Origin of the sequence: Pseudonocardia sulfidoxydans NBRC 16205 (genome assembly GCF_007989085.1) — a bacterium.
Taxonomy (GTDB): Bacteria; Actinomycetota; Actinomycetes; order Mycobacteriales; family Pseudonocardiaceae; genus Pseudonocardia; species Pseudonocardia sulfidoxydans.
This window is the reverse complement of the sequence record NZ_BJVJ01000023.1, coordinates 1-24,806: the sequence shown is the minus strand read 5'-3', so window position 1 is coordinate 24,806 and position 24,806 is coordinate 1. Positions and strand designations below refer to the sequence as shown.

General features: G+C 69.6%; 25 protein-coding genes. 16 read left to right on the top strand and 9 right to left on the bottom strand.

Annotated elements, in window-relative coordinates:
* Window position 1: 1 nt before the first annotated feature.
* From PSU4_RS13410 to PSU4_RS13395, 4 genes are all read right to left on the bottom strand, one after another.
* Window positions 2-415 carry a MaoC/PaaZ C-terminal domain-containing protein gene (locus PSU4_RS13410; RefSeq protein WP_147107364.1) on the bottom strand — a complete coding sequence of 138 codons (414 nt, stop codon included), beginning with the start codon at window positions 413-415 and terminating at the stop codon, window positions 2-4.
* Window positions 412-867, bottom strand: a complete 456-nt coding sequence (locus PSU4_RS13405) for an FAS1-like dehydratase domain-containing protein (protein ID WP_147107362.1) — start codon at window positions 865-867, stop codon at window positions 412-414. Before PSU4_RS13405 ends, PSU4_RS13410 begins: the two co-directional genes overlap by 4 nt.
* On the bottom strand, window positions 864-1,841 hold the full coding sequence (locus PSU4_RS13400; RefSeq protein WP_246115095.1) for an NADPH:quinone oxidoreductase family protein: 978 nt from the start codon (window positions 1,839-1,841) through the stop codon (window positions 864-866). Before PSU4_RS13400 ends, PSU4_RS13405 begins: the two co-directional genes overlap by 4 nt.
* Window positions 1,842-1,940: 99 nt before the next feature.
* Window positions 1,941-3,206: a PucR family transcriptional regulator gene (locus tag PSU4_RS13395; protein ID WP_186816919.1), complete on the bottom strand. Its 1,266-nt coding sequence runs from the start codon at window positions 3,204-3,206 to the stop codon at window positions 1,941-1,943.
* A 755-nt stretch (window positions 3,207-3,961) separates the two neighbouring features.
* Here PSU4_RS13395 and PSU4_RS13390 point away from each other — a divergent pair.
* The 6 genes from PSU4_RS13390 (at window position 3,962) to PSU4_RS13365 (ending at window position 9,797) form a co-directional block, all read left to right on the top strand.
* Complete coding sequence (locus tag PSU4_RS13390; RefSeq protein WP_186816918.1) at window positions 3,962-4,981, top strand: AraC family transcriptional regulator; 1,020 nt, start codon at window positions 3,962-3,964, stop codon at window positions 4,979-4,981.
* A gap of 257 nt (window positions 4,982-5,238) precedes the next feature.
* Window positions 5,239-6,615: an MFS transporter gene (locus PSU4_RS13385; protein ID WP_186816917.1), complete on the top strand. Its 1,377-nt coding sequence runs from the start codon at window positions 5,239-5,241 to the stop codon at window positions 6,613-6,615.
* Between the two features lie 48 nt (window positions 6,616-6,663).
* Window positions 6,664-7,590: an alpha/beta fold hydrolase gene (locus PSU4_RS13380; protein WP_147107354.1), complete on the top strand. Its 927-nt coding sequence runs from the start codon at window positions 6,664-6,666 to the stop codon at window positions 7,588-7,590.
* A gap of 43 nt (window positions 7,591-7,633) precedes the next feature.
* Window positions 7,634-8,572 carry a VOC family protein gene (locus PSU4_RS13375; RefSeq protein WP_147107351.1) on the top strand — a complete coding sequence of 313 codons (939 nt, stop codon included), beginning with the start codon at window positions 7,634-7,636 and terminating at the stop codon, window positions 8,570-8,572.
* Window positions 8,572-9,465 (top strand): fumarylacetoacetate hydrolase family protein, encoded by an 894-nt coding sequence (locus PSU4_RS13370; RefSeq protein WP_147107348.1) that lies wholly within the window; start codon window positions 8,572-8,574, stop codon window positions 9,463-9,465. Before PSU4_RS13375 ends, PSU4_RS13370 begins: the two co-directional genes overlap by 1 nt.
* Entirely contained in the window at window positions 9,462-9,797 is a 336-nt protein-coding gene (locus PSU4_RS13365) for a thioredoxin family protein (RefSeq protein ID WP_147107345.1), read from the top strand. Before PSU4_RS13370 ends, PSU4_RS13365 begins: the two co-directional genes overlap by 4 nt.
* A 41-nt stretch (window positions 9,798-9,838) precedes the next feature.
* On the opposite strand, the gene PSU4_RS13360 is transcribed toward PSU4_RS13365, so the two are convergent.
* Entirely contained in the window at window positions 9,839-10,630 is a 792-nt protein-coding gene (locus PSU4_RS13360; protein ID WP_147107341.1) for an IclR family transcriptional regulator, read from the bottom strand.
* Window positions 10,631-10,894: 264 nt separating this feature from the next.
* Between PSU4_RS13360 and PSU4_RS13355 the strand changes: the two genes are divergently transcribed.
* On the top strand, window positions 10,895-11,773 hold the full coding sequence (locus PSU4_RS13355) for a glycine/sarcosine/betaine reductase selenoprotein B family protein (protein WP_186816916.1): 879 nt from the start codon (window positions 10,895-10,897) through the stop codon (window positions 11,771-11,773).
* 78 nt (window positions 11,774-11,851) lie between these two features.
* Window positions 11,852-13,285 carry a vanillate/3-O-methylgallate O-demethylase gene (ligM, locus tag PSU4_RS13350; protein ID WP_147107335.1) on the top strand — a complete coding sequence of 478 codons (1,434 nt, stop codon included), beginning with the start codon at window positions 11,852-11,854 and terminating at the stop codon, window positions 13,283-13,285.
* A gap of 101 nt (window positions 13,286-13,386) precedes the next feature.
* On the opposite strand, the gene PSU4_RS13345 is transcribed toward ligM, so the two are convergent.
* Both PSU4_RS13345 and PSU4_RS13340 read right to left on the bottom strand, forming a co-directional pair.
* Window positions 13,387-14,316 (bottom strand): vWA domain-containing protein, encoded by a 930-nt coding sequence (locus PSU4_RS13345; protein WP_147107333.1) that lies wholly within the window; start codon window positions 14,314-14,316, stop codon window positions 13,387-13,389.
* A 65-nt stretch (window positions 14,317-14,381) separates the two neighbouring features.
* The gene (locus tag PSU4_RS13340; protein WP_246115094.1) at window positions 14,382-15,293 is read right to left on the bottom strand and encodes an AAA family ATPase; all 912 of its coding nucleotides are present in this window, start codon (window positions 15,291-15,293) and stop codon (window positions 14,382-14,384) included.
* A gap of 335 nt (window positions 15,294-15,628) precedes the next feature.
* On the opposite strand from PSU4_RS13340, the gene PSU4_RS13335 reads away from it, so the two are divergent.
* The 3 genes from PSU4_RS13335 to PSU4_RS13325 all read left to right on the top strand — a co-directional run bounded on the left by PSU4_RS13335 (window position 15,629) and on the right by PSU4_RS13325 (window position 18,933).
* Window positions 15,629-16,453, top strand: a complete 825-nt coding sequence (locus PSU4_RS13335) for a mycofactocin-coupled SDR family oxidoreductase (RefSeq protein ID WP_147107330.1) — start codon at window positions 15,629-15,631, stop codon at window positions 16,451-16,453.
* Window positions 16,454-16,486: 33 nt separating this feature from the next.
* A complete protein-coding gene (locus tag PSU4_RS13330) occupies window positions 16,487-16,834 on the top strand; it encodes a nuclear transport factor 2 family protein (RefSeq protein ID WP_147107327.1) in 348 nt (115 codons plus the stop codon).
* A 290-nt stretch (window positions 16,835-17,124) separates the two neighbouring features.
* The gene (locus tag PSU4_RS13325; protein WP_147107324.1) at window positions 17,125-18,933 is read left to right on the top strand and encodes a sigma-54-dependent Fis family transcriptional regulator; all 1,809 of its coding nucleotides are present in this window, start codon (window positions 17,125-17,127) and stop codon (window positions 18,931-18,933) included.
* Between the two features lie 34 nt (window positions 18,934-18,967).
* On the opposite strand, the gene trxB is transcribed toward PSU4_RS13325, so the two are convergent.
* Entirely contained in the window at window positions 18,968-19,939 is a 972-nt protein-coding gene (gene trxB / locus PSU4_RS13320) for a thioredoxin-disulfide reductase (RefSeq protein WP_147107321.1), read from the bottom strand.
* Between the two features lie 301 nt (window positions 19,940-20,240).
* Here trxB and PSU4_RS13315 point away from each other — a divergent pair, with 301 nt between their 5' ends.
* The 3 genes from PSU4_RS13315 (at window position 20,241) to PSU4_RS13305 (ending at window position 21,790) form a co-directional block, all read left to right on the top strand.
* Window positions 20,241-20,825 carry a carboxymuconolactone decarboxylase family protein gene (locus tag PSU4_RS13315; RefSeq protein ID WP_147107318.1) on the top strand — a complete coding sequence of 195 codons (585 nt, stop codon included), beginning with the start codon at window positions 20,241-20,243 and terminating at the stop codon, window positions 20,823-20,825.
* The gene (locus tag PSU4_RS13310; RefSeq protein ID WP_147107313.1) at window positions 20,822-21,142 is read left to right on the top strand and encodes a thioredoxin family protein; all 321 of its coding nucleotides are present in this window, start codon (window positions 20,822-20,824) and stop codon (window positions 21,140-21,142) included. Before PSU4_RS13315 ends, PSU4_RS13310 begins: the two co-directional genes overlap by 4 nt.
* A gap of 99 nt (window positions 21,143-21,241) precedes the next feature.
* Entirely contained in the window at window positions 21,242-21,790 is a 549-nt protein-coding gene (locus PSU4_RS13305) for a DUF421 domain-containing protein (RefSeq protein WP_186816915.1), read from the top strand.
* A gap of 3 nt (window positions 21,791-21,793) precedes the next feature.
* Here the strand turns inward: PSU4_RS13305 and purU are convergent, their stop codons facing one another.
* Complete coding sequence (purU, locus tag PSU4_RS13300; RefSeq protein WP_147107489.1) at window positions 21,794-22,663, bottom strand: formyltetrahydrofolate deformylase; 870 nt, start codon at window positions 22,661-22,663, stop codon at window positions 21,794-21,796.
* Window positions 22,664-22,930: 267 nt separating this feature from the next.
* On the opposite strand from purU, the gene PSU4_RS13295 reads away from it, so the two are divergent.
* Together PSU4_RS13295 and folP are read left to right on the top strand one after the other, a co-directional pair.
* Window positions 22,931-23,791: a methylenetetrahydrofolate reductase gene (locus PSU4_RS13295; protein WP_186816914.1), complete on the top strand. Its 861-nt coding sequence runs from the start codon at window positions 22,931-22,933 to the stop codon at window positions 23,789-23,791.
* A gap of 92 nt (window positions 23,792-23,883) precedes the next feature.
* The gene (gene folP / locus PSU4_RS13290; protein WP_147107303.1) at window positions 23,884-24,765 is read left to right on the top strand and encodes a dihydropteroate synthase; all 882 of its coding nucleotides are present in this window, start codon (window positions 23,884-23,886) and stop codon (window positions 24,763-24,765) included.
* Window positions 24,766-24,806: the final 41 nt, after the last annotated feature.

The following is a 24,806-nucleotide window of genomic DNA, read 5'->3' as shown; positions in this document are numbered from 1 at the left end:
CCTACCGGGGCGGGTCCGCGGCGGTGGCGTCGTCGCGGAGCTCGGCGACGCCGTCTCGCAGCACCGTGCGATCACCCTGAGAGGCGGTGAAGTGCACGGACGTCGCTCCGGCGGACACGGCGACGGTGCCCGAGAACTCGATCTCCTCCTCGGGCACCCCGACGCCGCGGAACTGCACCGAGATCCGTGCCAACGCGCGCGGATCCCCGCCGACCTGTTCCAGGCACAGCCGCGCGGCCAGCCCCAGCGTGGACAACCCGTGCAGGATGTTGCCCGGCAGCCCCACGCTCGCAGCGGCCTCGGCGTCGATGTGGAGCGGGTTGAAGTCCTCGGCGGCACCGGCGTAGCGGTGCGGGAAGTAGCGGTCGGGCGTCACGACCGCGTGGAAGTGCTCGTTCGCCATGGCCCTGCTCATTCCCGGCCACCCCGGACGATCATCGTCCAGCGACCCTCCGAGGCCAGTGCTGTGCCGGCCTCGGACTGCACCAGCGAGACCGAGGACAGCTCGAAGAACGTCAGGTCCTTCTTCGTGGAAACGCCGTCCAAACGGGCCGTCGTCGTCACGACGTCGCCGGAGCACACCGGCGCGCCGAAGCTGAACTCCTGCGCGCCGTGCAGCATCCGGCGGTAGTCCACGCCGAGCGCCGGCTCCATGATCAGCGGCTCCATCCACCGGCCGTACACCACGGCGAACAGCGGCGGTGCGACCACGTCACGGAAACCGGCCGCCCTGGCCGCCTCCCGGTCGTAGTACCAGGCCTCGCGATGGCCCAGCACCCGCGCGAACTCGCGAATCTTCTCCCGGCCCACCTGGTAGGACCAGGGCGCGACCTCGAGGCCCACGCGGCAATCGGGTTCGGTGCTCACCCGACCACCAGGACCGACTTGCCGCGGGTGCGCCGTGCTTCCATGTCGCGCAGGGCGGCGGCACCGTCGGCCAGCGGGTACACGGCCTCGACCAGGGGCCGGACCACCCCGGACGCGAGCATCGTGTCGAGCGCGGCGCCGACGCGCCGCGGCATCCCCGGATCGTGCGGGATGAAATGGCCCCACGCGCCGCCGACCACCTCGATGTTGCGCAGCAGCAGCCGGTTGCCCGCGATCTGCGGGATGGAGCCACTGGCGAACCCGATGACCAGGATGCGGCCGCCCGGACGCAGCACGCGGACGCTCTCCTCGAACCGGGCGCCGCCCACGGGGTCATAGACGACAGCAGGTCCGCCGTCGGTCAGCTCACCGATCTCCGACTGCCACGACGACGTCCGCAGGACCTCGGTCGCGCCTGCCCGGCGCGCGACCTCCTCCTTGGCGTCGTCGCTCACGACGGCGATCACCCGGGCCCCCACCCCGAGGGCGACCTGGATCGCCGCAGTACCCACGCCACCGCCGGCCCCGTGCACCACGATCGTCTCGCCCGCCGAGAGCCGGCCACGTTCGACGAGGCAGAAGTAGGCGGTCTGGTAGTTGACCATCAGGGTGACGCCGACGACGAAGTCCGTGTCCGGTGAGAGCGGCACGACGTGGTGGGCCGGCACGGCCACGGCCTCCGCGTAGCCCCCGGTTCCGGTGTAGGCGATCACGCGGTCCCCGGCGGCGAACCCGCTGTCCGCGGCGGCTGTGGCGACCACGCCGGCGACCTCGAGCCCGGGAGCGAAAGGAAGGTCCGGCCGCTGCTGGTAGAGACCCCGGGTCAGCAGCAGGTCGGGGAAGGTGACACCGGCCGCGCGGACGTCGACGACCACGTCGCCGTCGCCCGGCCCGGGGCGCGGCGCCGCACGAAGCCGTAGACCATCGGGCCCGATCAGGTCGACGACCTGCAAGCTGCGGATCTCGTTCTGCACAGGAGAACTCCGGGTTCGTCGGCGGCGTGGCGCAACCGATGATGGGGCGCGGGCCGCCCCCGGATCTCCGTCGCAGCGCACGAACTTCCGGCCCCCGGTTCAGCCGATCGGACCAGGGCTGCCCTCGGCCAGCAGGATGAGTTGCAGCACGAGCCTCACCTCGGGGTCCTCCAGGTCGAGCCCGCCCAGCTCGGAGAGCCGCCGCACGCGGTAGCGCAGCGAGTTCGGATGGATGTGGAGACGGGCCGCCGCCTCCCGGATGTCACCGAAGGACCGGAGATAGGCATCGAGCGTGGCGACGTACTCGGTTCCGTGCCGACGGTCGTGGTCGGCGAGCTGGTCGGTGACGCCACGGACCAGGTGCGGGTTCGCACGGAGGTGGGCCCGGAGCTGGTGGAGAACGATGCGGTAGCGCATCGCGGAGAAGCAGCCGATGGTGTCGCCGCCCGGCTCGCTCTTCAACGCCATCAGCGCGAGGTCGGCCTCCTGCCGTGATGCGCCTGCGTTGTCCAGCCCCTGGTGGACGCCGCCTGCCGCGGCGAGGACGCGGGTTCGCAGCGAACGCTCGAGATGGGCCACGACCTGGCGGAGCAGGCTGTCGAGGTCGAGCACGTGCCCGGGGTTCGGCATCGTCTGCAGGAGATAGAGCTGTTGGTCGACGTTGCCCACCAGCGACGGCGGGCCGTGAACCTGCATGTGCATCGCGAGGATGCGCATCGCCCGGCTCCGCAGAACGACGGCCTCCGGCGTCGCCGCCTCGACCTCGATGGCGACCACCGCCACCGCCGAGTCCTCCGCGACACCCATGATCTCCGCGAATCGGGACGGGGCGAGCCCGCCGCCGAGGTACTGGCGCAGTACCTGTCCGCCCGGGTTCTCGGTGAGTGCGCGGCTGCGCCTGGCCAGTTCGGGTGCCAGCGCGGACGCGAAGTCCTTGGCGAGGCGCGCGAAGTCCGGCGCCAGGTCGACGTCGCCCTGCATGACCCAGAGGTAGCCCACGAGGGTGTCGGCGGCGCGGATCGGCTGGATGTAGCGCGGGAGGAACGTCGCCCAGGGGAACTCCAGCTGCACGATCTCCTCGCTGCTGAGGAGTTTGGCGCGGACCCCGGACTCCTCCATCCAGCGCAGCCAACGATCAGGGGTGCGCCGGTGGAGTATCGCCGAGCGTCGCGCTTCGTCGTTGGGCTGCCCGGCCACGGTGGAGTACGCGAGCACCCGGAAGTCGAGGTCCTCGATCACGACGGGCCCGCCGACGATCCTGGCCACCGCGTCCGCGACGTCGAACAGGTCGTCGACGTGGTCGATGTCCATCAGCGGGCACGCCCCCGGGCCGGGGTCGGTGCCGCCGCCCGACCCGCGCGACACGCCGCCTCGCGCAGCCCGTTCACCCGGGCAAGGGCCCGCAGATCGCGGCCGTCCCCGGCACCGTGCGCCGGTCCGGCGAACGCCTCTGCACCCATGCCCCCTCCTCGGTGAGGAGAACATCGTGCCCGGCCCGGCCGCCCGGCATGAGCACACGCCCGGCTCTGCTCAGCACTCCTCGTCGCTGACGCAAGGAGTATAGGGCGCCGGGCCGCAGGTGTTAGACCGATCGGTACACGAATCCGCGAAACGCGCGGCGGCATTCCCCGTGCCCGGTCCCCGGTGCCGACGTCGGAGCCCTGGACGTGTCCGGCGACGTCGTGGGCCGTCCCCGCGCCGGCAGTGCCGCCGGGCGATGTGGCCCGCGAGGTCGCGGGCGCGGCGACCTCATGACGCGTGCTTGACACGCGCGACCCGGTCGCCGCAGTATGGGATTTCCTGTTTGTCAAGCAACTGTTTCACAATTCAGGACTACAGGCGAGGTCGCGAGAGCCATGATCGATCCGTAGGGACGACGCTCGATGCGCGCGGTCGTCGAGCCGGTCCGGGACAGCTGCTGCACCCCGCCGACCGCGACCAGGCCCCGCCCCGCCGTCGTCAGTCCACCACCGGCGGTTCCGGCGCGCGCATCGCGGCCGGGGCGTCGCTGCAACAACGGCCGGACCGTCCAGGGACGACGGTCACCAAGATCGTCGACTCGGTCACGCCGACGCGCCGAAGGGGTTGGGATGCGGATGAGTGCAACGGCGGAGCCGGGCGTGCAGGCAGACAGTGCGATCGGCGCGTACCTGCCCTCGGTCTCCGACGAGCTCCGGGCCTACGAGCGATTCCGGACCCGGAGTCCGGAGGAGGCCCAGCTCGGCTCCGTGTCGTTCCTGTCACCGCACCGGCTCCGTGTCCGTGACACGTCCGAGTTCTCGGCGCTGGCCCAGGTGGCGGACGCGGACGGCGCGACGGTGTGCCACGTGAGGTACGGGTGCGAGGTGACGATCGAGCGCGCGCCGCAGCAGGAGTACCTCGCCGTTCTCGCGCCGATCACAGGCGAGCTCGAACTCGAACACCGTGGGCGGCGGCACGTCGTCGTGGCGGGTCGCGCGCTCGCGGTCCTGCCACCCGGGCGACACGTGCACATGCGGTGGGCCCCCGGCAGCGAGGTGTTCTCGCTTCGCCTCGATGTCCGCACGCTGCGTCGAGCCATGCGGACCCTCGCGCCCGACGCCCCCGAGGACCTGCCGTTGCGGTTCGCCGGCCCGGTCGTCGATCTGCGGGCAGGGGTGTCGGTGTACGGGGCGGCGCAACTCCTCGCCACCGTGTTCGGCCAGTACGCGCACCCGGAGGCGGTACCCCGCCACGTTCTGCGTCACCTCGCCGATCACGCGGCCGGTGCTGCGCTGCTGAGCCTGGAACACAACCATCGTGACGAGATCAGGAGCGCAGCCAGGCGACGCGGCTGCGTCGGCGTCCGGACCGCGGTCGACCTCATCGAGGGGGAGACGAGCGCCGTGCTCACCGTCGCCGAGCTGGCGCGTCGCTCCGGCGTCACCACCCGCACGCTCGAGATGGCATTTCGCAAGGCGATGTCGGTCAGCCCCTACGCCTACATGCAACGGCAGCGCATGCAGAAGGCGCACCTCGAGCTGCAGGCTGCCGACCCCGCCGACGGAGTCACGGTGACCGGGGTGGCCATGCGCTGGGGATTCGGACACGCGGGTCGGTTCGCGGCTCGCTACCGGCAGACCTTCGGTGTCCCACCCTCCAGCACCCTCCGATGCGGCTGACGGACGGCCGCGGGTCGGTGCCGGGAGCCGCAGCCACCCCGGTCCGTCGTCCTCGCGCGGTCGTGCCTCCTGACCTGCAGGTGAACCGTCCCTGAGCGACGACTGACTGCTTGACTGGCGGCCGCAAAGGTGAAACCGTTCTGTTTGATGAGACATGAGTCCTGCTAATTAGGACGCATAGCGGTGGCGTTCCGCCACGGAGCCGTCGGGCCGTCTCTTCCGCCGGGTCGGGAATGCGATGTGCAAAGGAGCACGACATGGATTCCAGTCCTCCAGTCATCAACGCCGCGACGATCATCGACGAGTCCCCGTGGTCGCCGCTGCAGAAGCGGGTGGCGGCAATCTGCTTCTGCCTCGCCCTGCTCGAGGGGTTCGACTCCCAGGCGATGGGCTATGCGGCTCCGAAGGTGGCTCAGGAGTTCGGTCTCGGACCGGCAGGTCTGTCGGTGGTCTTCACCGTCGGACTGCTCGGGATGTTCCTGGGCAGCGGCGCGTTCGGCCTCATCGCAGATCGGGTGGGGCGCAGGAGGGTCGTGCTCGCCGGCACGGCACTGTTCGGAGTCTTCACCCTGCTGATCGCGGTCTTCGGCAACAACGTCGAGACCCTGGCGGCCCTGAGGTTCGTCGCCGGCATCGGGATGGGCGGAACCATCGCCGTCCAGGTCGCCCTCGTCGCGGAGTACACACCTGCCCGAATCCGGTCGACGGTGATCATGGTTCTCGTGGGGGCACTCGGACTCGGGTCGTTCGTCGGCGGCCTGCTCGCCACGGCGATGCTGCCCTCCCTGGGTTGGCGTTCGATCTTCGTCGTCGGCGGCGCACTTCCCATCGTGCTGGTCGCCTGGATGCTCCCGGGACTGCCTGACTCGATCCGGTTCCTCATCGCGTCCGGCCGCCACGACCGGGCCCGCACCCTGCTCAGGCGGGTCGCCCCACAGGCGATGACCGACGAGAAGGCCACGTTGATGCTCCCCGAGGTGCGGGCGCACCGATCGCCCGTGGCGACCCTGTTCACCGAGCGCCGTGCGATGGCCACCACCCTGGTCTGGATCGCGTTCTTCATGAACTTCCTCGCCGTGTACCTGCTGCTCAGCTGGCTGCCGGTGCTCTTCGGCCAGGCCGGGCTCTCGCCGCAGATGGCGACCGCTGCGACGGCGACGTTCACCCTCGGCGGCTTCGTCGGGGCCATCGTGCTCGGGCTGCTCGTCGACCGGCGCGCCCACTCCAGTCGGACGCTGGCGATCGGCTACCTCGGCGCCGCGGTGTTCGCCGTGGTGGCGTCCCTGACCACCGACCAGCCGGCGATCCTGTTCGTGGCCATCTTCTTCGCGGGCTTCGGCGTGATCGGCTGCCAGGGCGGATTGAGCGCCGCCGCGGCATCGATGTACCCGACGTCCGCCCGCGGCACGGGGGTGGGCTGGGCCACGGGCTTCGGCCGGCTCGGCTCGATCCTCGGTCCGACCCTCGGTGGTGCACTGCTCGCCTCCGGGCTCGCCGCGACGAGCGTCATCGCCGTCGCAGCGGTCCCCGTTGCCCTCGCCGCCGTCGCGGTCGGCCCGCTCGGCCTGGTCAACAGCCGCCGGGAGGCCACCAACCCGGTGGAGCAGCTGCAGCACGCAGACCCGGCCGGCTGACCGCCGGGAGACCCGCACAACTCGACGAAGGCGAACGAAGGAGCAACCGTGCCACGGCGAACGACAGTGCCCAACACCGACGGCGAGCGAGAGATGGTCGGCTCGGTCGAGGTCACTCACCACTTCGAGGAGGCGCCCGGCGCGGTGGCCCCCATCCGCTGGCACTACGTCACCGCCGGAGACCCGCACGCGCCGACGGTGCTCTTCCTGCACGGCAACCCGGAGAGCTGGCGCGCGTGGGAGCCCCAGTTCGAGGCCTTCGCCGACACCTACCGGATCATCGCCCCCGACCTCAAAGGGTACGGGCAGAGCGACAAGAGCCCCGGCGACTGGCGTTGGGAAGCCACCGCCGACGAGCTGCTGGCGCTCCTCGACCAGATGGGTCTCGGGCGGTTCGCGATCGTGTCCCACGACCGCGGGTCGGTGCTCGCGGACCACCTCGGCGGGACGAACCCGCACCGTGTCGCCTGCTACGTGCGCATGCAGCAGGTGTGCCACATCTGGCGGCCCGAGTGGTCATGGCAGGCCGGCTACTTCGCCGACCCGCTCTTCGGTCCGAGCCTGTTCGGGGATCCCGACTACTACTTCCGCTTCCGGCTCGACGCGATGCTGAAGAACGAGGTCCCGGTGGAGCGGCTCGAGACGCTCAAGTACGAGATGAGCTACCCGGGTATCGCCGACGCGGTCATCCGCTACTACCAGGCGTCGACGTTCGAGAAGGAGCGGGTGGACCGCATCCGCCTGTTCCCGAACATGCGCTTCCCCGTCCTGCTGCTGCAAGGCGATCGCGACGACGGCCAGCCCCCGTACTACTTCGACCACCCGACGCTGCCCGCGACCGCGTGCTTCCCCGACGCGGAGCTGCAATGGGTCGAGGGCGCAGGCCACTACACCAATCTGGAGAAGCCGGAGGCCGTGACGGAGCACGTCGCGAAGTTCCTCACGGCCCACCTGCCCGCGAACGACCGGGCGTAGACCCCACGACACACAGACGAACCACTGATCGGAGGAGTAGAACGTGAGCACGAGGACAGACTTCCCCGCGGACAGGACGGGGGAGGGCCGCCTTCGAAGAACAGCCACGTCACACATCGGGTTCCGCGTTCCGGACGTCGACGGCGCCGCCGCGTTCTACTCACGCATCCTCGGCCTGGTGCCGCAGGCCGACCTCCCCGATGGCGGGTGCCGCATGGGGTGGGGCGCCGGGCACCATGTCCTGGACCTGCTACCCGGACCGGCGGGCCTCGACCACATTGCTTTCGAAGTCGCCGACGAGCACGGGATCGCGACGCTCGAGAAGCGCCTGCGCGATGCCGGGCACGAGGTCGGGGAACTCGACGCGAGCTACCTCGACGCCCCGCTCCCGGCCGCGGGGTGCGCGCCGCGCGGAATCGTCTGTGCCGACCCGGACGGCAACACCGTCCAGTTCCACACGGGTGTGCGGCGCGAAGGGGAGCATCAGGCCGGTCCCGCCCTGCGACCGGTCAAGTACCAGCACGTCACGCTCGCCACGGCGGACCTGGCGTCGATGGTCGACTTCTACACGGTCGTCGTCGGTTTCCAGGTGTCGGACCAGCTTGCCGACGGCTCGTTCACCTGGCTGCGCAGCAACCGTGACCACCACACGCTCGCCATCGTCAGAACAGGGCAGCAGGGCCGGGTCGACCACTACTCCTACGACCTGTCCGAGTGGGAGGACTTCAAGGGATGGTGTGACCGGCTGACCGCCGAGGGCGTCGACGTCGTCTGGGGGCCTGGGCGCCACGGCCCGGGGAACAACCTGTTCATCTTCTTCGACGACCCGGCCGGCAACCACATCGAGCTGTCGGCAGAGATGGAGCGGTTCCACGACGACCGGGTCTTTTACACGCCGCGGCAGTGGGAGCCGACACCGCACAGCGTGAACCTCTGGGGCGGCCAACTCGCCTCCTGGCGGCGAGTCGGCGGTGCGAGCTGATGCCCTACGCCAGCTACCTGCACGGGGGCCGCCGACGGGTCGGACGTGTCGAGCACCGATCGGACGGAGACCACCTGGTCCCCCTTCTCGGACTGGTCGAGATCGGCCGGGACACGCCGACCGAGGTGCTCGCGGGGGCGCCGGAGCTGCGTCGCGAGTCCGTCCCCGTCGGGCAGGTTCACCTGCTCCCCGTCGTACCTGCACCCGACAAGATCATCTGTGTGGGGCTGAACTACCACACCCATGTCGAGGAGTCCCGGCGCGATCTGCCCGCCTACCCCGTGCTCTTCACGAAGTTCGCCTCGAGCCTGGTGGGAGCGCACGACGAGATCGTGGCGCCGCCGGAGTCGGCGCAGGTCGACTACGAGGGCGAGCTCGCGGTCGTGATCGGTCGAGCCGGCCGGCGAATTCCGCGGGAGAGGGCCGCCGAGCACATCCTGGGCTACACCGTCGCCAACGACGTGACGATGCGAGACCACCAGTACCGATCGCACCAATGGCTGCAGGGCAAGGCATGGGAGCGGTCGACCCCGGTCGGCCCCTACCTCGCCGGCCCCGGCGAGGTCGACGTGGCGGCCGCCCGCATTCGCACCGAGGTGAACGGCGCCATCCTGCAGGATGCGAGCCTCGTGAGCCTGATCTTCGACATCCCGACGCTCATCGCCACCATCTCGGAGTTCACGACCGTTCTCCCCGGTGATCTCATCCTCACCGGGACACCTGGTGGCGTCGGCTTCCGCCGTGATCCCCAGGTCTTCCTCGAGGACGGCACGACCGTCACGGTCACGATCGAGGGGGTCGGCTCACTGAGCAACCGCGTGCGTCGCGAGGCTGCCACCGCCGGGGCGAGCACGTCTCCGGCCGGATCGGGAGACAGGGGCCGCACCGCATGAGCACCGAGTCCGTCGAGACCCTGAAGTCAGCGGACTTCGATGCTGCGGTCGGCGACGAGAACCCGACTCTCGTCGTCTTCACCGCGCCGTGGTGCGCCGTGTGTCGAGGCATCGACGCGGAGGTGCGCGAGCTGGCCACCGGTAACGCCTGGTCCCTGGCGGTCAGGCGGGTGGTCGTCGACGACGCTCCCGACATCGCACAGCGTTTCGAGATCCGGTCCGTGCCGACCGCGCTGGTGTTCCGCGCCGGTGACCCGGTCGCCAGGGTCCTGGCTCGCGCGACAGGCGAGCTGAGTGCGGGGCTCGAGACAGCGCTGGGCGCCGTGAACTGAGGACTCCGATGCGCCCGCCCATCCGCGGACGGGCGGGCGCATCACCCCTGGACGATCGTGACACGCTCGCTGATGCGGGCGGCGGCAAGTCGCACCTTCGCCACGATGGCCCGCTCGGTCCGTGGCGGGATCCGGGAAGCCAGGCCGACGACGCTGACGGCGGCAACGACCTCACCTTCGCGGGCACCCCAGATCGGGGCGGCGATCCCCATGACGTCCTGGTCGACCTCGGATCTGGCGACCGCGTATCCGTCCGTCCGGATTCGCTGCAGACGCTCGACGAGTTCCTCGACATCGGTCAGGGTGGCGTCGGTGAACCGCGTGAGGTCGGTGCGCAGGAGAATCTGTCGAACCTCGTCGGGGTCGTTCCAGGCCAGCAGCACGGTGGCCGATGCGCCGGCGTTGAGCGGGAGCACCGTGCCACGTTCGTAGGAGATCCGGACCCGGTTGCGGTGTGACTCGGCCTTGTCCAGGCAGACGACGAGATCACCGGTCCGCCTGGTCAGCAACGTCGTCTCACCCACGTCCTGAGCGAGTTCGTCGAGAATCGGGCTCGCGATCTCCGACAACCCGAGCGTGCGGCGGGCCAGCCGGGCAAGCTCGAGAATCCGCAGGCCCAACTGAAATCCGCCCCCCGGCGCCTCCTCGAGGAAGTGTGACGACACGAGGGACTGCAGATACCGGTAGGCCGTCGATCGGGCAACTCCGAGCCGGTCGGCCACCAGAGCACCGGTGACGACGGCCTGCTCGTCGTTGAACATCGCGAGAATATCCAGGGCGCGGTCGGCGGTGGAGTTCCGCTCGCGATAGCCGCCAGCGTGCTGTCCTGACATGCGGGACATGCTAACACCCTAGTCACTCGTTTCCGGTGTCCCGAGGTGGCCGTGACGTCCGGGCGAGCAGGGCTGCTGAGGGTTTCGACGCACGTGGCAGGGGTTCGACGGTTCGTTTTCTGGCTGTTGGATCGGCTTGACTGTCGGTATGTCACGTACGAAGCTTGAGAGGCACTCGCGAAATACAGGACTGTCGGCTGATAATCAGGACGCCCGGGCGCAGTCGACGCCGGTGCGGTGGCCGTGACCTCGATGGAGAGATGCGTGATGGCGTTCAGTTACGTGAACATGATGCGGGGCTTCGGTTTTGCCGAGTTCGCCGAGCTCCCGGACTTCAAGCCGGTCAGTCCGGCACCCTTCACCAAGCCGCTCTCCGCCGCGAAGGTCGGGTTGTTCTCCACCGTCGGGGCGCACCTGCCGACCCAGCGGCCCTTCGTCCCGATCAACGACCTGACCTTCCGAATGGTCCCCCTCGACGTACCGGTCGCGGACCTGGAGTTCGACCATCCGTCACCCATCCGGCAGTTCGCGCTGGAGGACCTCAACGTGGTGTTTCCCAGAGACCGCCTCGTCGAGCTCCAGCAGGAGGGTGTTCTCGGAGAGCTGGCGTCGGCCGCGGTGTCCATGCTGGGCTCGATCACCAAGTACACCCAGCTCGTCGAGAAGACGGCCCCACTGATCGCGGAGACATACCTCGAGCAGGGCGTCGACCTCGTGCTGATGGTGCCCTTCTGCCCGGCCTGTCACCGCGCCACCCACATGATCTCGCGAGCCGTCGAGGCCAGGGGGATCCCGTGCGTCACCATGACGGCACTGCGGGAGATGGCCGAGGCGTTCCGACCGGCAAGGCCGGTGTTCGCCGACTTCCCCCTCGGAGCGACGGTGGGCCGCCCGAACGACGCCGAGATGCAGCGCTCGGTGCTGCGCGCGACGCTCGACGTCGCCGCCACCGACCCCCGGCCGTGGCACATCACCGATCTTCCTCAGGTGTGGGCACCGGATCGTTCCTGGGAGGACGACGTGCGCAAGCTCTACGAGTCCGAGGGCAAAGACGTGCACAGGGCCCGGGTGACCTCGCACATCCGAGATGGCGAAGGCCTCGCGGGGCGTGAGGACCAGCTCGACCTGTCCTGCGGTTGCTGAACGTTCCGAACCGTTGACGAGGCCGCCCCCGGCGCCGATGCCGGCGGGCTCGACGAACCGAGATTGGCGAGGAAGCCCATGAGTGCCGAGACTGCCGGCGCGAGCACGAAGAAGAGCCTGCAGGACCTGCTGGACGAGAACGGCGGCGACGTCGTCGGACTGCTGCGCAACTCGCAGATGCCGTCCTACCATTTCCCGGTCGTCCCCCCGGAGTTCACGAACTTCCGGCGCGAGGCGAAGGCGTGGCACAGCAGCGCTGTTCTCTTCGATCAGACACACCACATGTACAACCTGTGGTTCTCCGGGCCAGGCGCCCTGCAGCTCATCAGCGACACCGGTGTCAACAGTGTGGCGAAGTTCCCCGTCGACTCGGCGAAGCAGTTCGTGCCGACAGGCCCCAGCGGGGGAGTGATCGGTGACGGCATCCTCTTCCGGCTGGCCGAGGAGGAGTTCGTCTTCGTCGGGCGGGTACCGATCTGCAACTGGTTGACCTACCAGGCCCAGACGGGTGGCTACGACGTCGAGCTGCGTCTGGACGAGCGGTCGCCCGCGCGCACGTTCGGCAAGGCCGTCACGCGCGATGTCTGGCGTTTCCAGATCCAGGGACCCCGGGCCTGGGACGTCATCGAGAAGCTCAACGGCGGCCCCATGGAGCAGGTGCGGTTCTTCCGGCTGGGGCACATGACGGTGGCGGGAGAACCGGTACGAACCCTGCGCCACGGCATGGCCGGGGCGCCGGGACTGGAACTGTGGGGACCCTACGAGACCTACGACAAGATCCGCGAGACGATCCTCGACGCAGGTCAGGAGTTCGGACTGGAGCCGGTCGGAGCCAGGGCCTACGGGATCAGCGCACTCGAGAGCGGCTGGATCCCGTCCGCGCTGCCGGCGATCTACACCGGTGACGAACTCCGCCCCTACCGCGAGTGGCTCAGCGGGGCCGGCTACGAGGCGCAGAACGCACTTGCCGGGAGCTACGTCTCCGAGCGGGTCGAGGACTACTACCTGAACCCGTGGGACCTCGGCTACGGCGGGCACGTCAAGTTCGACCACGACTTCATCGGCCGCACGGCCCTCGAGGCGATCGATCCCGCGACGCAACGCCGCAAGGTCACCCTGGCCTGGAACCACGACGACGTCGCCACGCTGCTGGCCTCGGCGGTCGACCCGGACGGGCCGCAGTACGCGTTCTTCGACCTGCCCCTGTCCAACTACGGCTCGTCGTCGTTCGACGCGATTCGTGACGCGGACGGACGTGACGTCGGGCTGTCCCTCTACACCGGCTTCAGCCCGCAGTCCCAGCAGGCGATCTCGCTGGCCACCGTCAGTCCCGATGTCCCGCTCGGCGCCGAGGTCCAGGTCGTCTGGGGTGAGCCGGACGGGGGCACCCGCAAGGTCACCATCGAGCCGCACGAGCAGGTTTCGGTCCGGGCGGTCGTCAGCCCGGCTCCGTTCGAGAAGACGATCCGCGAGACCTACAAGCCCGGTTGGCGTTCTGCCGCCGCCGGCTGACGCAGCGACCCGGCGACGCCGGTGTGGATCACACGACCGGGAGGGGACGAGTGTCGTTCCCTCCCGGTCGTCCTCCCGGACGCGTCAGGCTCGGCTCCCGTTCACGTCCTGCCGAGCATGACGTTCAGGGCGGGGGCCACGTCCCGGTAGGTGCGGACGGGCCTGATCGAGCCGCGTCCGAGCCGCGCGATGTCGGCGGCGAGCGGAGCGTCGTGTTCGCCGTCGGTCTGGAGCAGGACGTGGAGCCGGGGGAACCGGCTCGCGACCGTCCTGGGATCGGGGCCGGCGTTGTGGATGGCGTCGGTCAGCAGGATCGCCGTCCGCTGTCGCGCCGCGGAGCGGGCCAGCTCGGCCGCGCCGACGGACAACCCGAAATGCACGTTCGTCAGGCCGCCGGTTCTGATCCGCAGCAGGCGATCGAGCAGGATGGGGCCGGGCACGGGGGCGTGCAGGGGGCCGAGCAGGGCCGCGTCCGACCAGAACGCGACCAGCGCGAGCTCGTGTTCTCCCAGGTCACCGGTCAGCGCGGCGACGGTCGCGGCGGCCATGCGGACCTTCTCTCCCCGCATCGACCCCGAGACGTCGACGATCAGCACGACGCTGCGGCGGGTGCCGACGCGCTCCCGCACGACGATGTCGGTGTCGTCCGGGAACGGATGCTCGGTCAGCACGTCCATGGTCCGGTCGAGATCGACGTCGTCGGACCGGTGGCGGTACCGCATCGGGAGCACGTGCCCGCCGCCGGCGTCAGGCGCCAGGTCGCGCGGGCGTCGGCGGATCGAGAGCCTGGCGGCGATCCGGTGGGCCATCCGGGCGACGTCCTCGTCGGGCGCCCGGTCCTCGAGGATCTCGCCGAGGTCGCGCAGTTCGCAGTTCGCCGCGCTGGTCAGTGTGGCGGCCGGCGTGCGGCGGTCCGCGTCACCGGAGGTGGCCCGCGGCGCCCCCGCCTCCACGGGCAACGGCGTCCCCCCGGCACCGCCCCGGCCGAAGAGGGAGGGCAGGTCGTCGAGCTGCTTCGGCTTGCGGCGCAAGGGTTGCAACCCGCGCGTCACCTGGGGGTCGGTCTCTCCCGGAAGCGCGATCGCGTTGTCGATGCTCAGGCTGTGCGGTCCCGGCGCTGCTCGCCGGGCAGCGAGAAAAAATGTGTCTCCCAGATCTCGGTGATCACCGCCTCGGGGGTCGTGTCGATCGCTTCGTCGACACCGACACGGGCGGAGAGCGCGAGCTGCGCGGCGTCGAGCACCCGGGACTCGTAGCTCGACTGTTCGTCCGCCATCAGCCCGAGCTGCACCCCGATCGCGGCCAGGTCGATCGCGCCCCGGACCGACGAGCCGCGGCGGAGATCGGCGTGCGCCCGGGTGGCCCGGGTGATCGCGACGGCGTCCTCGACGAGCCGTTCGTCCGCGCACCTCGACCGCAGCCGGACGATGGCGGCCTCGGCAGCGGCGTCCTGGTAGTCCACGACGAGCCGGCACCAGCGGTCGTACACCGAGTCGGAGATGCGCGCGGTGCCGATGTTGTCGAACGGGTTCATCGACGCCAGTACGCGGAACGTCGGGAGGGCGGTGACCCGACCGACCCGGGGGACGACGACCTCACGTTCGGCCATCGCGCCGAGGAGCGTGTTGAGGGTGTCCTCCGGTGCCCGGTTGAGCTCCTCGATGTAGAGGAAGGCGCCGGTCCGCATGGCGTCGACCAGCGGGCCGGCGACGAACGTGTCGCTCGAGTAGTCCTCGCGGAGCACCCGAGCCGGGTTGTGGTGGCCCACCAGTCGTGCCGGCGTCAGCTCGGCGTTGCCCTCGACCAGCACGAACGGCACACCCCAGTCCGTCGTGATCGCGCGGAGCATCGTCGACTTCGAGGTTCCGGGCGGCCCTTCGAGGAGGATGTCGCGGCCCGCAGCAACTGCCGCGAGCACGAGGCTCAGCTCGCGGGTTCGTCCGACGACCCGGCCGGTGATGGCTCGGCGGCGGTCCGCGTCCAGTGTGGTGGGCGACGTGCTCGTCACGATCGCGTCCTTTCCCGTCTTCGTCGACCGGACCTGGCGGCCGGAACGCGGAATCCGGTGCCCGCGGGAAATGATTTCCACACGCGCGACCAATGATTATCACGCCGATCGCCAACTGGCCGAAACGATGGCAGAAATGGGCTGTGTCAGCTGTTCGAGACTTGTGCAGCGTCCGACGGGACAGTTCCGGCTCTCGGGTGACGGTGTCCTGTCGGACAGTGCCTGCTATTCGCACAGGAACACGTTCGGCAGGGTCGTTAGCGTCCTGCATCGCTGCACATCCCGGCGAACGTGGCCGGCAACCCACCATTCACTCATCGGCGAGGAGAGTTCTCATGGGTCGGTTCGAAGGCAAGGTCGCACTGGTCACTGGCGCCGCACGCGGGCAGGGCCGGTCGCACGCTCTCGCAATGGCGCGCGAGGGTGCCCAGATCATCGCGGTCGACATCAACAAGCAGATCGACACCGTTCCTTATCCCATGGCCACGCCGGCGGACCTGGCGGAGACGGCCAGGCTGGTCGAGGACCTGGACCGGCGGGTCCTGGCGCGTGAGGCCGACTGTGCCGATGCCGACGCGATGGCCGCGATCATCGAGGAGGGGCTCAGCGAGTTCGGCCGCATCGACGTCATCGCGGCCAACGCGGGGATCGCGGCGACACACTCCGCGGTGGACATGCCCCGCCAGGCGTGGCACGACCAGTTGTCGACGAACCTGACCGGTGTCTGGTTCTCGATCCAGCCGGCCCTGCCCGCGATGATCGCGTCCGGCAACGGAGGCTCGATCGTCATCACCAGCTCGCTCTACGGCGTCAGCGCGCCGCCCGCCAACCTGGCGCACTATGTCGCCGCCAAGCACGGTGTCGTCGGCCTGATGCGTGCACTGGCCAACGAGCTCGCTCCGCACAACATCCGGGTGAACACCGTCAACCCGACGTACGTGCACACCGACATGGTCGAGAACGACGCGTTCTACGCGGCGTTCAACCCGGACGCTCCCACCCGCGAGAACTTCCTGTCGACCCTGCGCGAGCTGAACAAGCTCCCCGTCTCGTGGATGGACCCCACGGACATCACGAACGCGGTCCTCTACCTGGCCAGCGACGACTCGCGCTACGTCACGGGCCACACCCTGATGGTCGACTGCGGCGCCTCCGTCTGACCGGGCGACTCCCTGAGCCGAGAGGACGACACCATGGCACGTAGCCCCCTCGAGATCTTCGCGCATCACGCCGAGTCCCTGATCGCCGGCAACATCGACGAGATCGTCGCCGACTACTCCGACGATGCCCTGTTCATCACCCCGGACGGTGTCCTGCGCGGCAAGGCCGGTGTCCGGAAGGGCTTCGAGGCACTGTTGAACGACCTGCCCGACGCGGAGTGGAGCGTTCCGACGCAGCACTTCGAGGGCACCGTCGGCTTCATCGAGTGGAAGGCGGTGTCGGCGACGACGGAGGCGTCCGACGGCATCGACACCTTCGTCTTCGACGACGAGCACATCGTCGCCCAGACCGTGCGCTACACCCTGCAGAAGCGGTCCTAGGAGCGCGCTCCTAGATCGAAGTCGGCGATCGCCGACCCCGTCCCGGCCCTGCGCTCGACCACCGTCGCCACCGTTGCGGCGGCCCGCGGCAGCCCAACCATGCCCGGTCGAGCGCAGGGCCCGTGGCCGGCCGGGACCGCGTTGCGGACCTTGCCGGCACTGTCCGATGGGACACCGGAAGATTCTTCACCCGTGCCCGCCCGATGTGCTACGAACATGCCCTCACGCACGAATCCGCAGGCTGTGGGCCGACCGGTGCGCGGAGCGTCGAGCCGGCGAGGGAGGGTGCAGTGGCACGTACCGACGAGCAGTACCGCCGCGTCCTGACGGCGCGGAGCCAGGCTCTGGAGTCGCGCGAGATCGACCGTGTGCCCGGCGTGCGGCCCGAGGTCGCGGCCTCCTGGAAGCGGTCGTTGTTCCACAGCGTGGACCCGACCGGGGTTCGGCCGGACTACCGGAAGATGAACTCGGACCGGCTCAGCACAGCGGCGCTCCCGGTGATCGAGCGGAGCCTGGAGTCGCTGTCGGGCACCGCCACGAGCCTGCTCTTCGCCGACGACGCGGGCCGGCTCATCGGGCGCTGGACCGACAACACCACGCTCCGGCAGGCGTTGAGCCGCTCGTACGTCGAGGCCGGCTTCTGCATGTCGGAGGAGGTCGTCGGCGCGAACGGGATCGGCACCGCGCTCGAGACGGGGCAGGTCGCCGAGTTCCGGGGCGCCGAACACTTCTCCGACCAGTACCTGGCCTTCACCTGCGTCGGAGCACCCATCCGGCATCCCGTCACCCGCCGGATCGTCGGGGCCATCGACATCACCTGCCGCTACGAGGACACCGCGTCGATCGCGCGTTCGTGGATCACGACCCTCGCCACGCAGATCGAACAGCAGATGCTCGACGACGCATCGGTGCGCGAGCGGATGCTGCTGTCGTCCTATCTGACCGCGTCGCGGCGGACCCGGCGGCCGGTCGTGGTCCTCAACGACCGGATCGTCATCAGCAGCCCCGGGGCGACGGCGCTCGTCGGTGAGCTCGACCAGCACGTCCTGTGGGAGGCCGTCCAACGGGTGTGCACCACGGCTGCGACCGGGACGACGTCCGTCATGTCGCCCGACGGTGTACCGGTGCCCGTCCGGTGCAGTGCGGTCCGTGAGGAGGGTCGGCTCGTCGGCGCCGTCGTCGAGCTGCACTCCGTCGGAGAGCTCGACGAGCAGGGCGGCCCACGGTTCGTCCGGTCTCTGCCGGCGGGTGCCGCGGTCCCGCTCTCCGGCGGCGGGCTGCCGGGCCTCGTCGGGCACAGCTCTCGCTGGTCCGCTGTGTGCACGCAGGCTGTGAGGGCCAAGGGACGTCGCGACGGTGTCGTCGTCAGCGGCGAGCCGGGCACCGGCAAGCTTTCGCTGCTGAAAGCGCTGTTCGACGACGACCCCGCAACGACGGTGATCGACTGTTCCCTCGAACCGCTCGAGGGGACCGGAGCGTGGGTGGGGGCGCTGCGCGACAGGATGGCCGATCCGCAGGGCCCGGTCCTCCTCGCCCACCTGGAGGCGCTGAGCCCGGGGGCGGCCCGTGCGGTCTGCGGTCTGCTCGACACGCATCCGGTCGGCGCTGCGCGGATCGCCGCGACGGTGACGACCGGAGGTGACGTCGAGCCGTACCAGCCCCTCGTCGAGCGACTCGGCGTCAGCCGGATCGCCGTCCCCGCCCTGCGGGAGCGCAGCGAGGACGTGCCCGCGCTGGTCGACCTGCTCACCCGGCGCCACGCCGCGGACTCGTTCGGCCGCAGGTGGCTCCCCGAGGCGCTCACCGCGATGACCCGGCAGCGCTGGCCGGGCAACGTCCGGGAGCTCGAGTCGGTGGTGCGTCGCACCCTGGCGGGTACCGCCTCCGGCCCGATCGGCCTGGGCGACCTGCCCGAGGAGGTCCGGGCCGGCAGCGGCCCGCGCCGGGTGCTGACGCAGCTGGAACAGCTGGAACGGCAGGAGATCATCGAGGCGCTGAGAGCCGAGGCCGGGAACAAGGTCCGGGCCGCCGAACGCCTCAACCTCGCGCGGTCCACGCTCTACCGCAAACTCAGCGCCTTCGGCATCGACGCCGAATAGGTGGGGTGCCGCCTGCTGCGGCGCCCCACCCGGATCAGCCGGCGTCCGCGGTCGCGGAGATCGCCGCCGGCACCCCTGCCTCGAGATCCGCCAGGTGACGTTCCACGTCGAGGGCGGCGACGCAGCCCGAACCGGCCGCGGTGATCGCCTGCCGGTAGCTGGGGTCGACCAGGTCGCCGCAGGCGAAGACGCCCGGGACGCCGGTGCAGGACGTGCGGCCCTGCACCTGGACGTAGCCGGCGTCGTCGACGGCGACCTGGCCACGGACCAACCCGCTACGCGGGTCGTGCCCGATCGCGACGAAGACGCCGTCGAGGGGGAGGTCGCGACGGCCACCGGTCTCGACGTTGCGCAGCCGAAGCCCGGTGACGCCGTGGTCGCCGAGCACCTCGACGACCTCCGACGGCTCGACCCAGCTGATCTTCGGGTTCTGCCGGGCGCGTTCCAGCATGATCTTCGAGGCCCGGAAGTCGGCCCGGCGGTGCACCACCGTCACCGACCGCGCGTACCGCGTCAGGAACGTCGCCTCCTCCATCGCGGAGTCCCCGCCACCGACGACGGCGACGTCCTTGTCCCGGAAGAAGAACCCGTCGCACGTCGCGCACGAGCTCACGCCCCGGCCCAGGAGCTCCTGTTCGCCGGGTACGTCGAGGTAGCGGACCGCTGCGCCCATGGCGAGGACGACTGCCCTCGTGCGGTGGACGACGCCGTTCGCCACGACCGATTTCAGCTCGCCGTCGAGGTGCAGCTCGGTCGCGTCGAGCGTGCGCAGGTCCGCGCCGAAGCGGGCCGCCTGCTCCCGCATGCGGTCCATGAGCTCCGGGCCCGTCAGGCCCTGCGGGAACCCTGGAAAGTTCTCGATCTCCGTCGTCGTCATCAGCGCCCCACCTGACTGCAGCCCTTCCAGGACGACGGGCTGCAGCTGGGCCCTCGCGGCATAGATCGCAGCGGTGTATCCGGCCGGCCCGGAGCCGACGATGATGACATTGCTGACGTCGCTGACCATTCAGGTCCTCCTGGACAGTTCCGGCACGATGGTGGGGCACCCGCGTTTCCGGCTCACGCTAACGAGATGCCGTACGAATTGTCGGTCGACAATGCGGCACTGTTCGACGGGACAGTCCGAGGGAACCGGGTCGTCCGTCCCATCGGACACCGATCCGAATTGGGACGGCATTTCCGCGGGTGTGGCTGCGACTATTTCGCGGCAGCCGCCGATACGTCGTTCCGGCGTTTCGGGCGGCCGGACCACATCACCTCGTGACGACAGTCGGACGAGGACGTTCAGCCGTCAGGAAGGACATCACATGCCTACGCGAGTGACACCCCTCAAGCCCGGTGAGAGCTCTGACCCCAAGGTCAACGAGATTCTCACGGACGTTCAGCAGGGTGGCTGGTGGGCCGACCCGGCCATGTTCGGGACCATCGCCCGCCGCCCGGAGGCGCTCAAGGCGATCGTTCCGGTCTTCGAGTCGTTCTTCCTCAACGGCCTCATCGAGCCGCACATCTTCGAGATGATGCGTCTGAAGACCGGCCAGATCAACGACTGCGCCTACTGCCAGGCCGTGCGCACCCAGTCGGTGTACGACACGGTCGCCTCGAAGGAGGAGGCGCTGTTCCAGCGGCAGCCGGAGGCGAGTGAGGTGCTGACCGAGCGCGAGGCGACGGCCATCAGCTTCGCCGAGCGGATCGCCCTCGACCCGCACACCGTCGACGACGCTTTCTGGAAGCGCCTCACGGGCGTCTTCTCCGACGACGAGGTCGTCGAGCTGCTGTTCGCCTGCGGCATCTTCAACTGGGGCAACAAGTTCAACATCACCATGCAGATGGACGCGGCCGAGAACAGCCCGTACGAGGCCGGCATGGAGTACCGCGAGGAAGCCCTCGCATGAGCTCGATCGACGAGCTCGTCACCGTCGAGGCCGTCGAGGAGGCGATCGGTGCCGATCCGCACGTCGTGCTGGACATGTGGGGCCACTTCTGTGCACCGTGTCGCGCGCTGCGTCCGGTTCTTGAAGAGCTCGCGCAGGAGCGGACCGACTGGCGTTTCGTCGCGGTGAACATCGAGGACGTGCCCGCGGTGGCCGACAAGTTCGGTGTGCGGGCCACGCCCACGATCCTGCTGTTCAAGGACGGTGCGGAGGTCGACCGTTCCGGCGGTTTCATCATGCCTGCGGATCTGACCGCACGCATGGACAAGGCCGTCTGACGGTTCCGTGGCGGTGCTCGACCCGGTCTCATGCGACCTGGTCGAGCACCGCCTCCTCATGTCGCGACCCGACGGACAGCAGCCGATGGGAGTTCCTCGATGGCGGAGAGCCTGGGGATCGACGGTGTCGGCGCGCTCGCCGTGGTACTGGCGACGATCGGCATCTGCCTCACCCTGCTCCTGCTCGTCCGGATGAGCGGAGCCCGGAGCCTCACGACGATGTCCGGGGCCGACGTGGCCTGCGTGATCGCACTGGGCGCGGTCGTCGGTCGGACCACGCTCCTCGCGACCCCCACCCTTGCCTCCGGCGTGATCGCGCTGGTGGTGCTGTTCGGCCTGCAACGCCTGCTGGCCGGCGCCGAGCGGCGCCCACGGTGGGCACGACTGCTGTCGCGCCCACCGCTCGTGCTGATGTCCGGCGGCGAGATCGACGAGTCCGCGCTCCGCCGCGCCCGGCTCAGCCACGACGACCTGCGTCAACGTCTCAGACTCGCGGGCGTGACGCACCGCAACCAGGTCGGTCTCGTCGTCCTCGAGCGCACCGGGCAGATCAGCGTGCTGCGTGGTGGCGCACCCGAGGACTGGCTCGTGGCAGACGTCGACCTCGCACCGGCCGGATCCGATCACGGACCCCGAGAGCCGGGTTGACCGTCATCGGAAGACGACAGCGCGCGGCCCGTCGAGCACGACGCGGTTGTCGCTGTGCCATTGCACGGCACGGGCCAGAGCCAGACACTCGTTGTCCCGCCCGAGTGCGGTCACCTCCTCCGGGCTCATCGAGTGGTCGACGCGGGCCACTTCCTGCTCGATGATCGGGCCTTCGTCGAGGTCAGCCGTCACGTAGTGGGCCGTGGCACCCACCAGTTTCACCCCACGGTCGTAGGCCTGGTGATAAGGACGGGCGCCCTTGAAGCTCGGCAGGATCGAATGGTGGATGTTGATCGCACGGCCGTCGAGCTTCTTGCACAGATCGTCGGACAGGATCTGCATGTACCGGGCGAGGACGACCAGATCGACCTGCAGGTCCGCGACCAGCTCGAGCAGGCGCGCCTCGGCTGCCTGCTTGGTGGCTCCGGTGACCGGGACATGGCGGAACGGGACGTCGAAGTTGTCGGCCAGGAACGCAAGATCGGGATGGTTCGACACCACCGCCACGGGCTCGATGTTCAGCCGGCCCACGCTGCAGCGGTACAACAGGTCGTTGAGGCAATGGCCGTAGCGGCTCACCATGATCAAGGTGCGCTGCGGACGTGACGATTCCGCGAGCCGCCATGTCATCCCGAACCTCTCACCGAGTCGGGCGAGACCCTCGCGCACACCCCCGGAGCGTTCGCTCCGCGTGGGGGTGAACTCGACCCGCATGAAGAAGGAGCCGGAGCGCGGGTCCCTGTACTGCTGGCTCTCGACGATGTTGTGGCCGTGCTCGAGCAGTACACCGGAGACCGCGTGGACCACTCCGGGACCGTCCGGGCAGGACAGGAGCAGGACCAGAGAGTCCGTCGTCCGACGTGCATCGATCATGGTGATGAGGCTCCCGTTCCCGTCGCCGCCCACGGCTGCTGGTGACGGAGCCGACGCTAGGTGCCTGTCAGGCCCGCGTTCCAGCCAGATCGCGACGCCCGTCGTCCAGAACACGAAAGCGCTGTCGGAGGTGCCGGTGCGAGCGGGGCTGCGGCGCCGTGGTCTGTGGCCCCTTCGTAAACCGGCCACACCGATTCGCTGGATGGCTCGGCACCGCAGGGAGCGGCTCCTAGCGTCGCGACCATGAAGGCGACGAGGAGAGATGACATGACCATCGACGCCAACGACGCCGCGAGCCCGCTGCAACGACGTGTGTCCGAGCTGATCGCAGCCGCCGCCCTCGAGATCATCCCGCTCACGCGAGCGGAGGGGAAAGTCCTCGACGCCCCGCGCCACACACCACTGACGATCACATGCTCACCCAGATTCGGGCTGGAGCGGACCGCGGCGCACGTCGAATCGGCGGTCGGCAAGGGGTACCGCGTCGTCCCGCACCTCGCAGCGCGGATGGTCGCGGACGAGGGTGAACTCCGAGCGTTCGTCACCCGTATGCGCGACCTCGGGGTGGACGATCTCTACGTGATCGGCGGCGACGCCGACGAGCCGGTCGGAACGTTCGGGTCCGCCGTCGAACTGCTGGACGCGTTGCAGGGCTTCGACCACGGCATGCGTCGTATCGGTGTGGGCTGCTACCCGGAGGGCCACCCGAAGATCGCCGACGAGACCCTGATCGAGGCGTTGCTGGCCAAGCAGGTCCATGCAAGTTACATGGTGAGCCAGCTCTGCTTCGACAGCGAGGCTCTCGTCCGCTGGGTCCTCGAGACGCGGAGCGCGGGGGTGACCCTGCCCCTGCGGATCGGGATGGCGGCGCCGATCAGGACGACCCGCCTCGCGGAGCTCTCGCTACGGATCGGGGTCGGGCAGTCGTTGCGGTTCCTGGCCAAGCAACACGGGATGGTGGGCAACCTGCTTCTCGGGAGGACCTACGCCCCGGAGGTGCTGCTGCGCGAACTCGGTGAACAGCTCAGCAACCCGGAACTGGGTGTCGAAGGCTTGCACATCTTCACGTTCAACCAGGTGGACGTCACCGTCGCCTGGCAGAACCGGTTCGCCCGCGAAGTCTGCTGAGCGTCATCGACACGCCGACCGCCGGTGGGCCGCCCCTCGCGGAAAGCGCGGGACGGCGCGTTCCGTCGGCGGCAGCCGAACCCTGTCGGATCATGGGCATCCTCAACGTCACACCGGACTCGTTCTCCGATGGCGGCCGCTACATCGCGACGTCGGCGGCCGTCAGCCGCGGGCTCCTGATGCGTGAGCAGGGGGCCGACATCATCGATGTCGGTGGGGAATCCACGCGTCCTGGTGCAGGCCGGGTCCCGGCTCGCGAAGAACTGCGGCGGGTCGTACCCGTTGTGCGGGAACTGGTCGCGGCGGGTTGCACGGTCAGCATCGACACGATGCGCGCAGTCGTTGCAGAAGCTTGTGTCGACGCGGGGGCGGTGCTGGTCAATGACGTCAGTGGAGGACTCGCCGACCCGGCCATGACCCGGTGTGTCGCCGAGCTGGGGACGCCGTTCGTCGCCATGCACTGGCGGGGCCACAGCGCCGACATGCACCGGCACGCCCACTACGACGACGTCGTCGGCGACGTCCTCGCCGAGCTGCGCGAAAGGATCGACCGCCTGGTGGAGGGCGGCATCGCCGTCGAGCGGATCATCGTCGACCCCGGCCTCGGTTTCGCCAAGACTGCAGAACAGAGCTGGCAGCTGTTGCGCGGCCTGAGGTCCTTGGCCGAACTCGGCCGACCTCTGCTCGTCGGCGCCTCACGGAAGTCGTTTCTCGCCACCTGCCTGCCGTGGGAGGGGGACGAGACCCGTGAACGTCGGCTCGATGCCGCGACCGCGACCGTGTCGGCCGCCGTCGCGGTCGACGGCGCGTTCGCTGTGCGCGTCCACGATGTTGCCGCGTCCGCGGCTGCGATCCGGGTGGCAGAGGCGATGCGTGAGGGTGCCGCTCGACGGCCGCTGCGCTGCGCGGCCGTCGACCCGGTCGGCCTCCCGAGGGACACCGACCGGGCGGCCGCGCAGGTCAGCCGAACGTGATGAGCGGCTTGATGATGTTGTCCTCCTTGGTCGTCATCATG

Bases quoted from the DNA above. Each gene is read 5' to 3' on its own strand.
- PSU4_RS13305 (WP_186816915.1), top strand. From the start codon at position 21,242: ATGGCGGAGAGCCTGGGGATCGACGGTGTCGGCGCGCTCGCCGTGGTA.
- PSU4_RS13335 (WP_147107330.1), top strand. From the start codon at position 15,629: ATGGGTCGGTTCGAAGGCAAGGTCGCACTGGTCACTGGCGCCGCACGC.
- PSU4_RS13410 (WP_147107364.1), bottom strand. From the start codon at position 415: ATGAGCAGGGCCATGGCGAACGAGCACTTCCACGCGGTCGTGACGCCC.
- PSU4_RS13370 (WP_147107348.1), top strand. From the start codon at position 8,572: ATGCCCTACGCCAGCTACCTGCACGGGGGCCGCCGACGGGTCGGACGT.
- PSU4_RS13360 (WP_147107341.1), bottom strand. From the start codon at position 10,630: ATGTCAGGACAGCACGCTGGCGGCTATCGCGAGCGGAACTCCACCGCC.
- PSU4_RS13365 (WP_147107345.1), top strand. From the start codon at position 9,462: ATGAGCACCGAGTCCGTCGAGACCCTGAAGTCAGCGGACTTCGATGCT.
- PSU4_RS13295 (WP_186816914.1), top strand. From the start codon at position 22,931: ATGACCATCGACGCCAACGACGCCGCGAGCCCGCTGCAACGACGTGTG.
- PSU4_RS13315 (WP_147107318.1), top strand. From the start codon at position 20,241: ATGCCTACGCGAGTGACACCCCTCAAGCCCGGTGAGAGCTCTGACCCC.
- PSU4_RS13310 (WP_147107313.1), top strand. From the start codon at position 20,822: ATGAGCTCGATCGACGAGCTCGTCACCGTCGAGGCCGTCGAGGAGGCG.
- trxB (WP_147107321.1), bottom strand. From the start codon at position 19,939: ATGGTCAGCGACGTCAGCAATGTCATCATCGTCGGCTCCGGGCCGGCC.
- folP (WP_147107303.1), top strand. From the start codon at position 23,884: ATGGGCATCCTCAACGTCACACCGGACTCGTTCTCCGATGGCGGCCGC.
- PSU4_RS13330 (WP_147107327.1), top strand. From the start codon at position 16,487: ATGGCACGTAGCCCCCTCGAGATCTTCGCGCATCACGCCGAGTCCCTG.
- purU (WP_147107489.1), bottom strand. From the start codon at position 22,663: ATGATCGATGCACGTCGGACGACGGACTCTCTGGTCCTGCTCCTGTCC.
- ligM (WP_147107335.1), top strand. From the start codon at position 11,852: ATGAGTGCCGAGACTGCCGGCGCGAGCACGAAGAAGAGCCTGCAGGAC.
- PSU4_RS13385 (WP_186816917.1), top strand. From the start codon at position 5,239: ATGGATTCCAGTCCTCCAGTCATCAACGCCGCGACGATCATCGACGAG.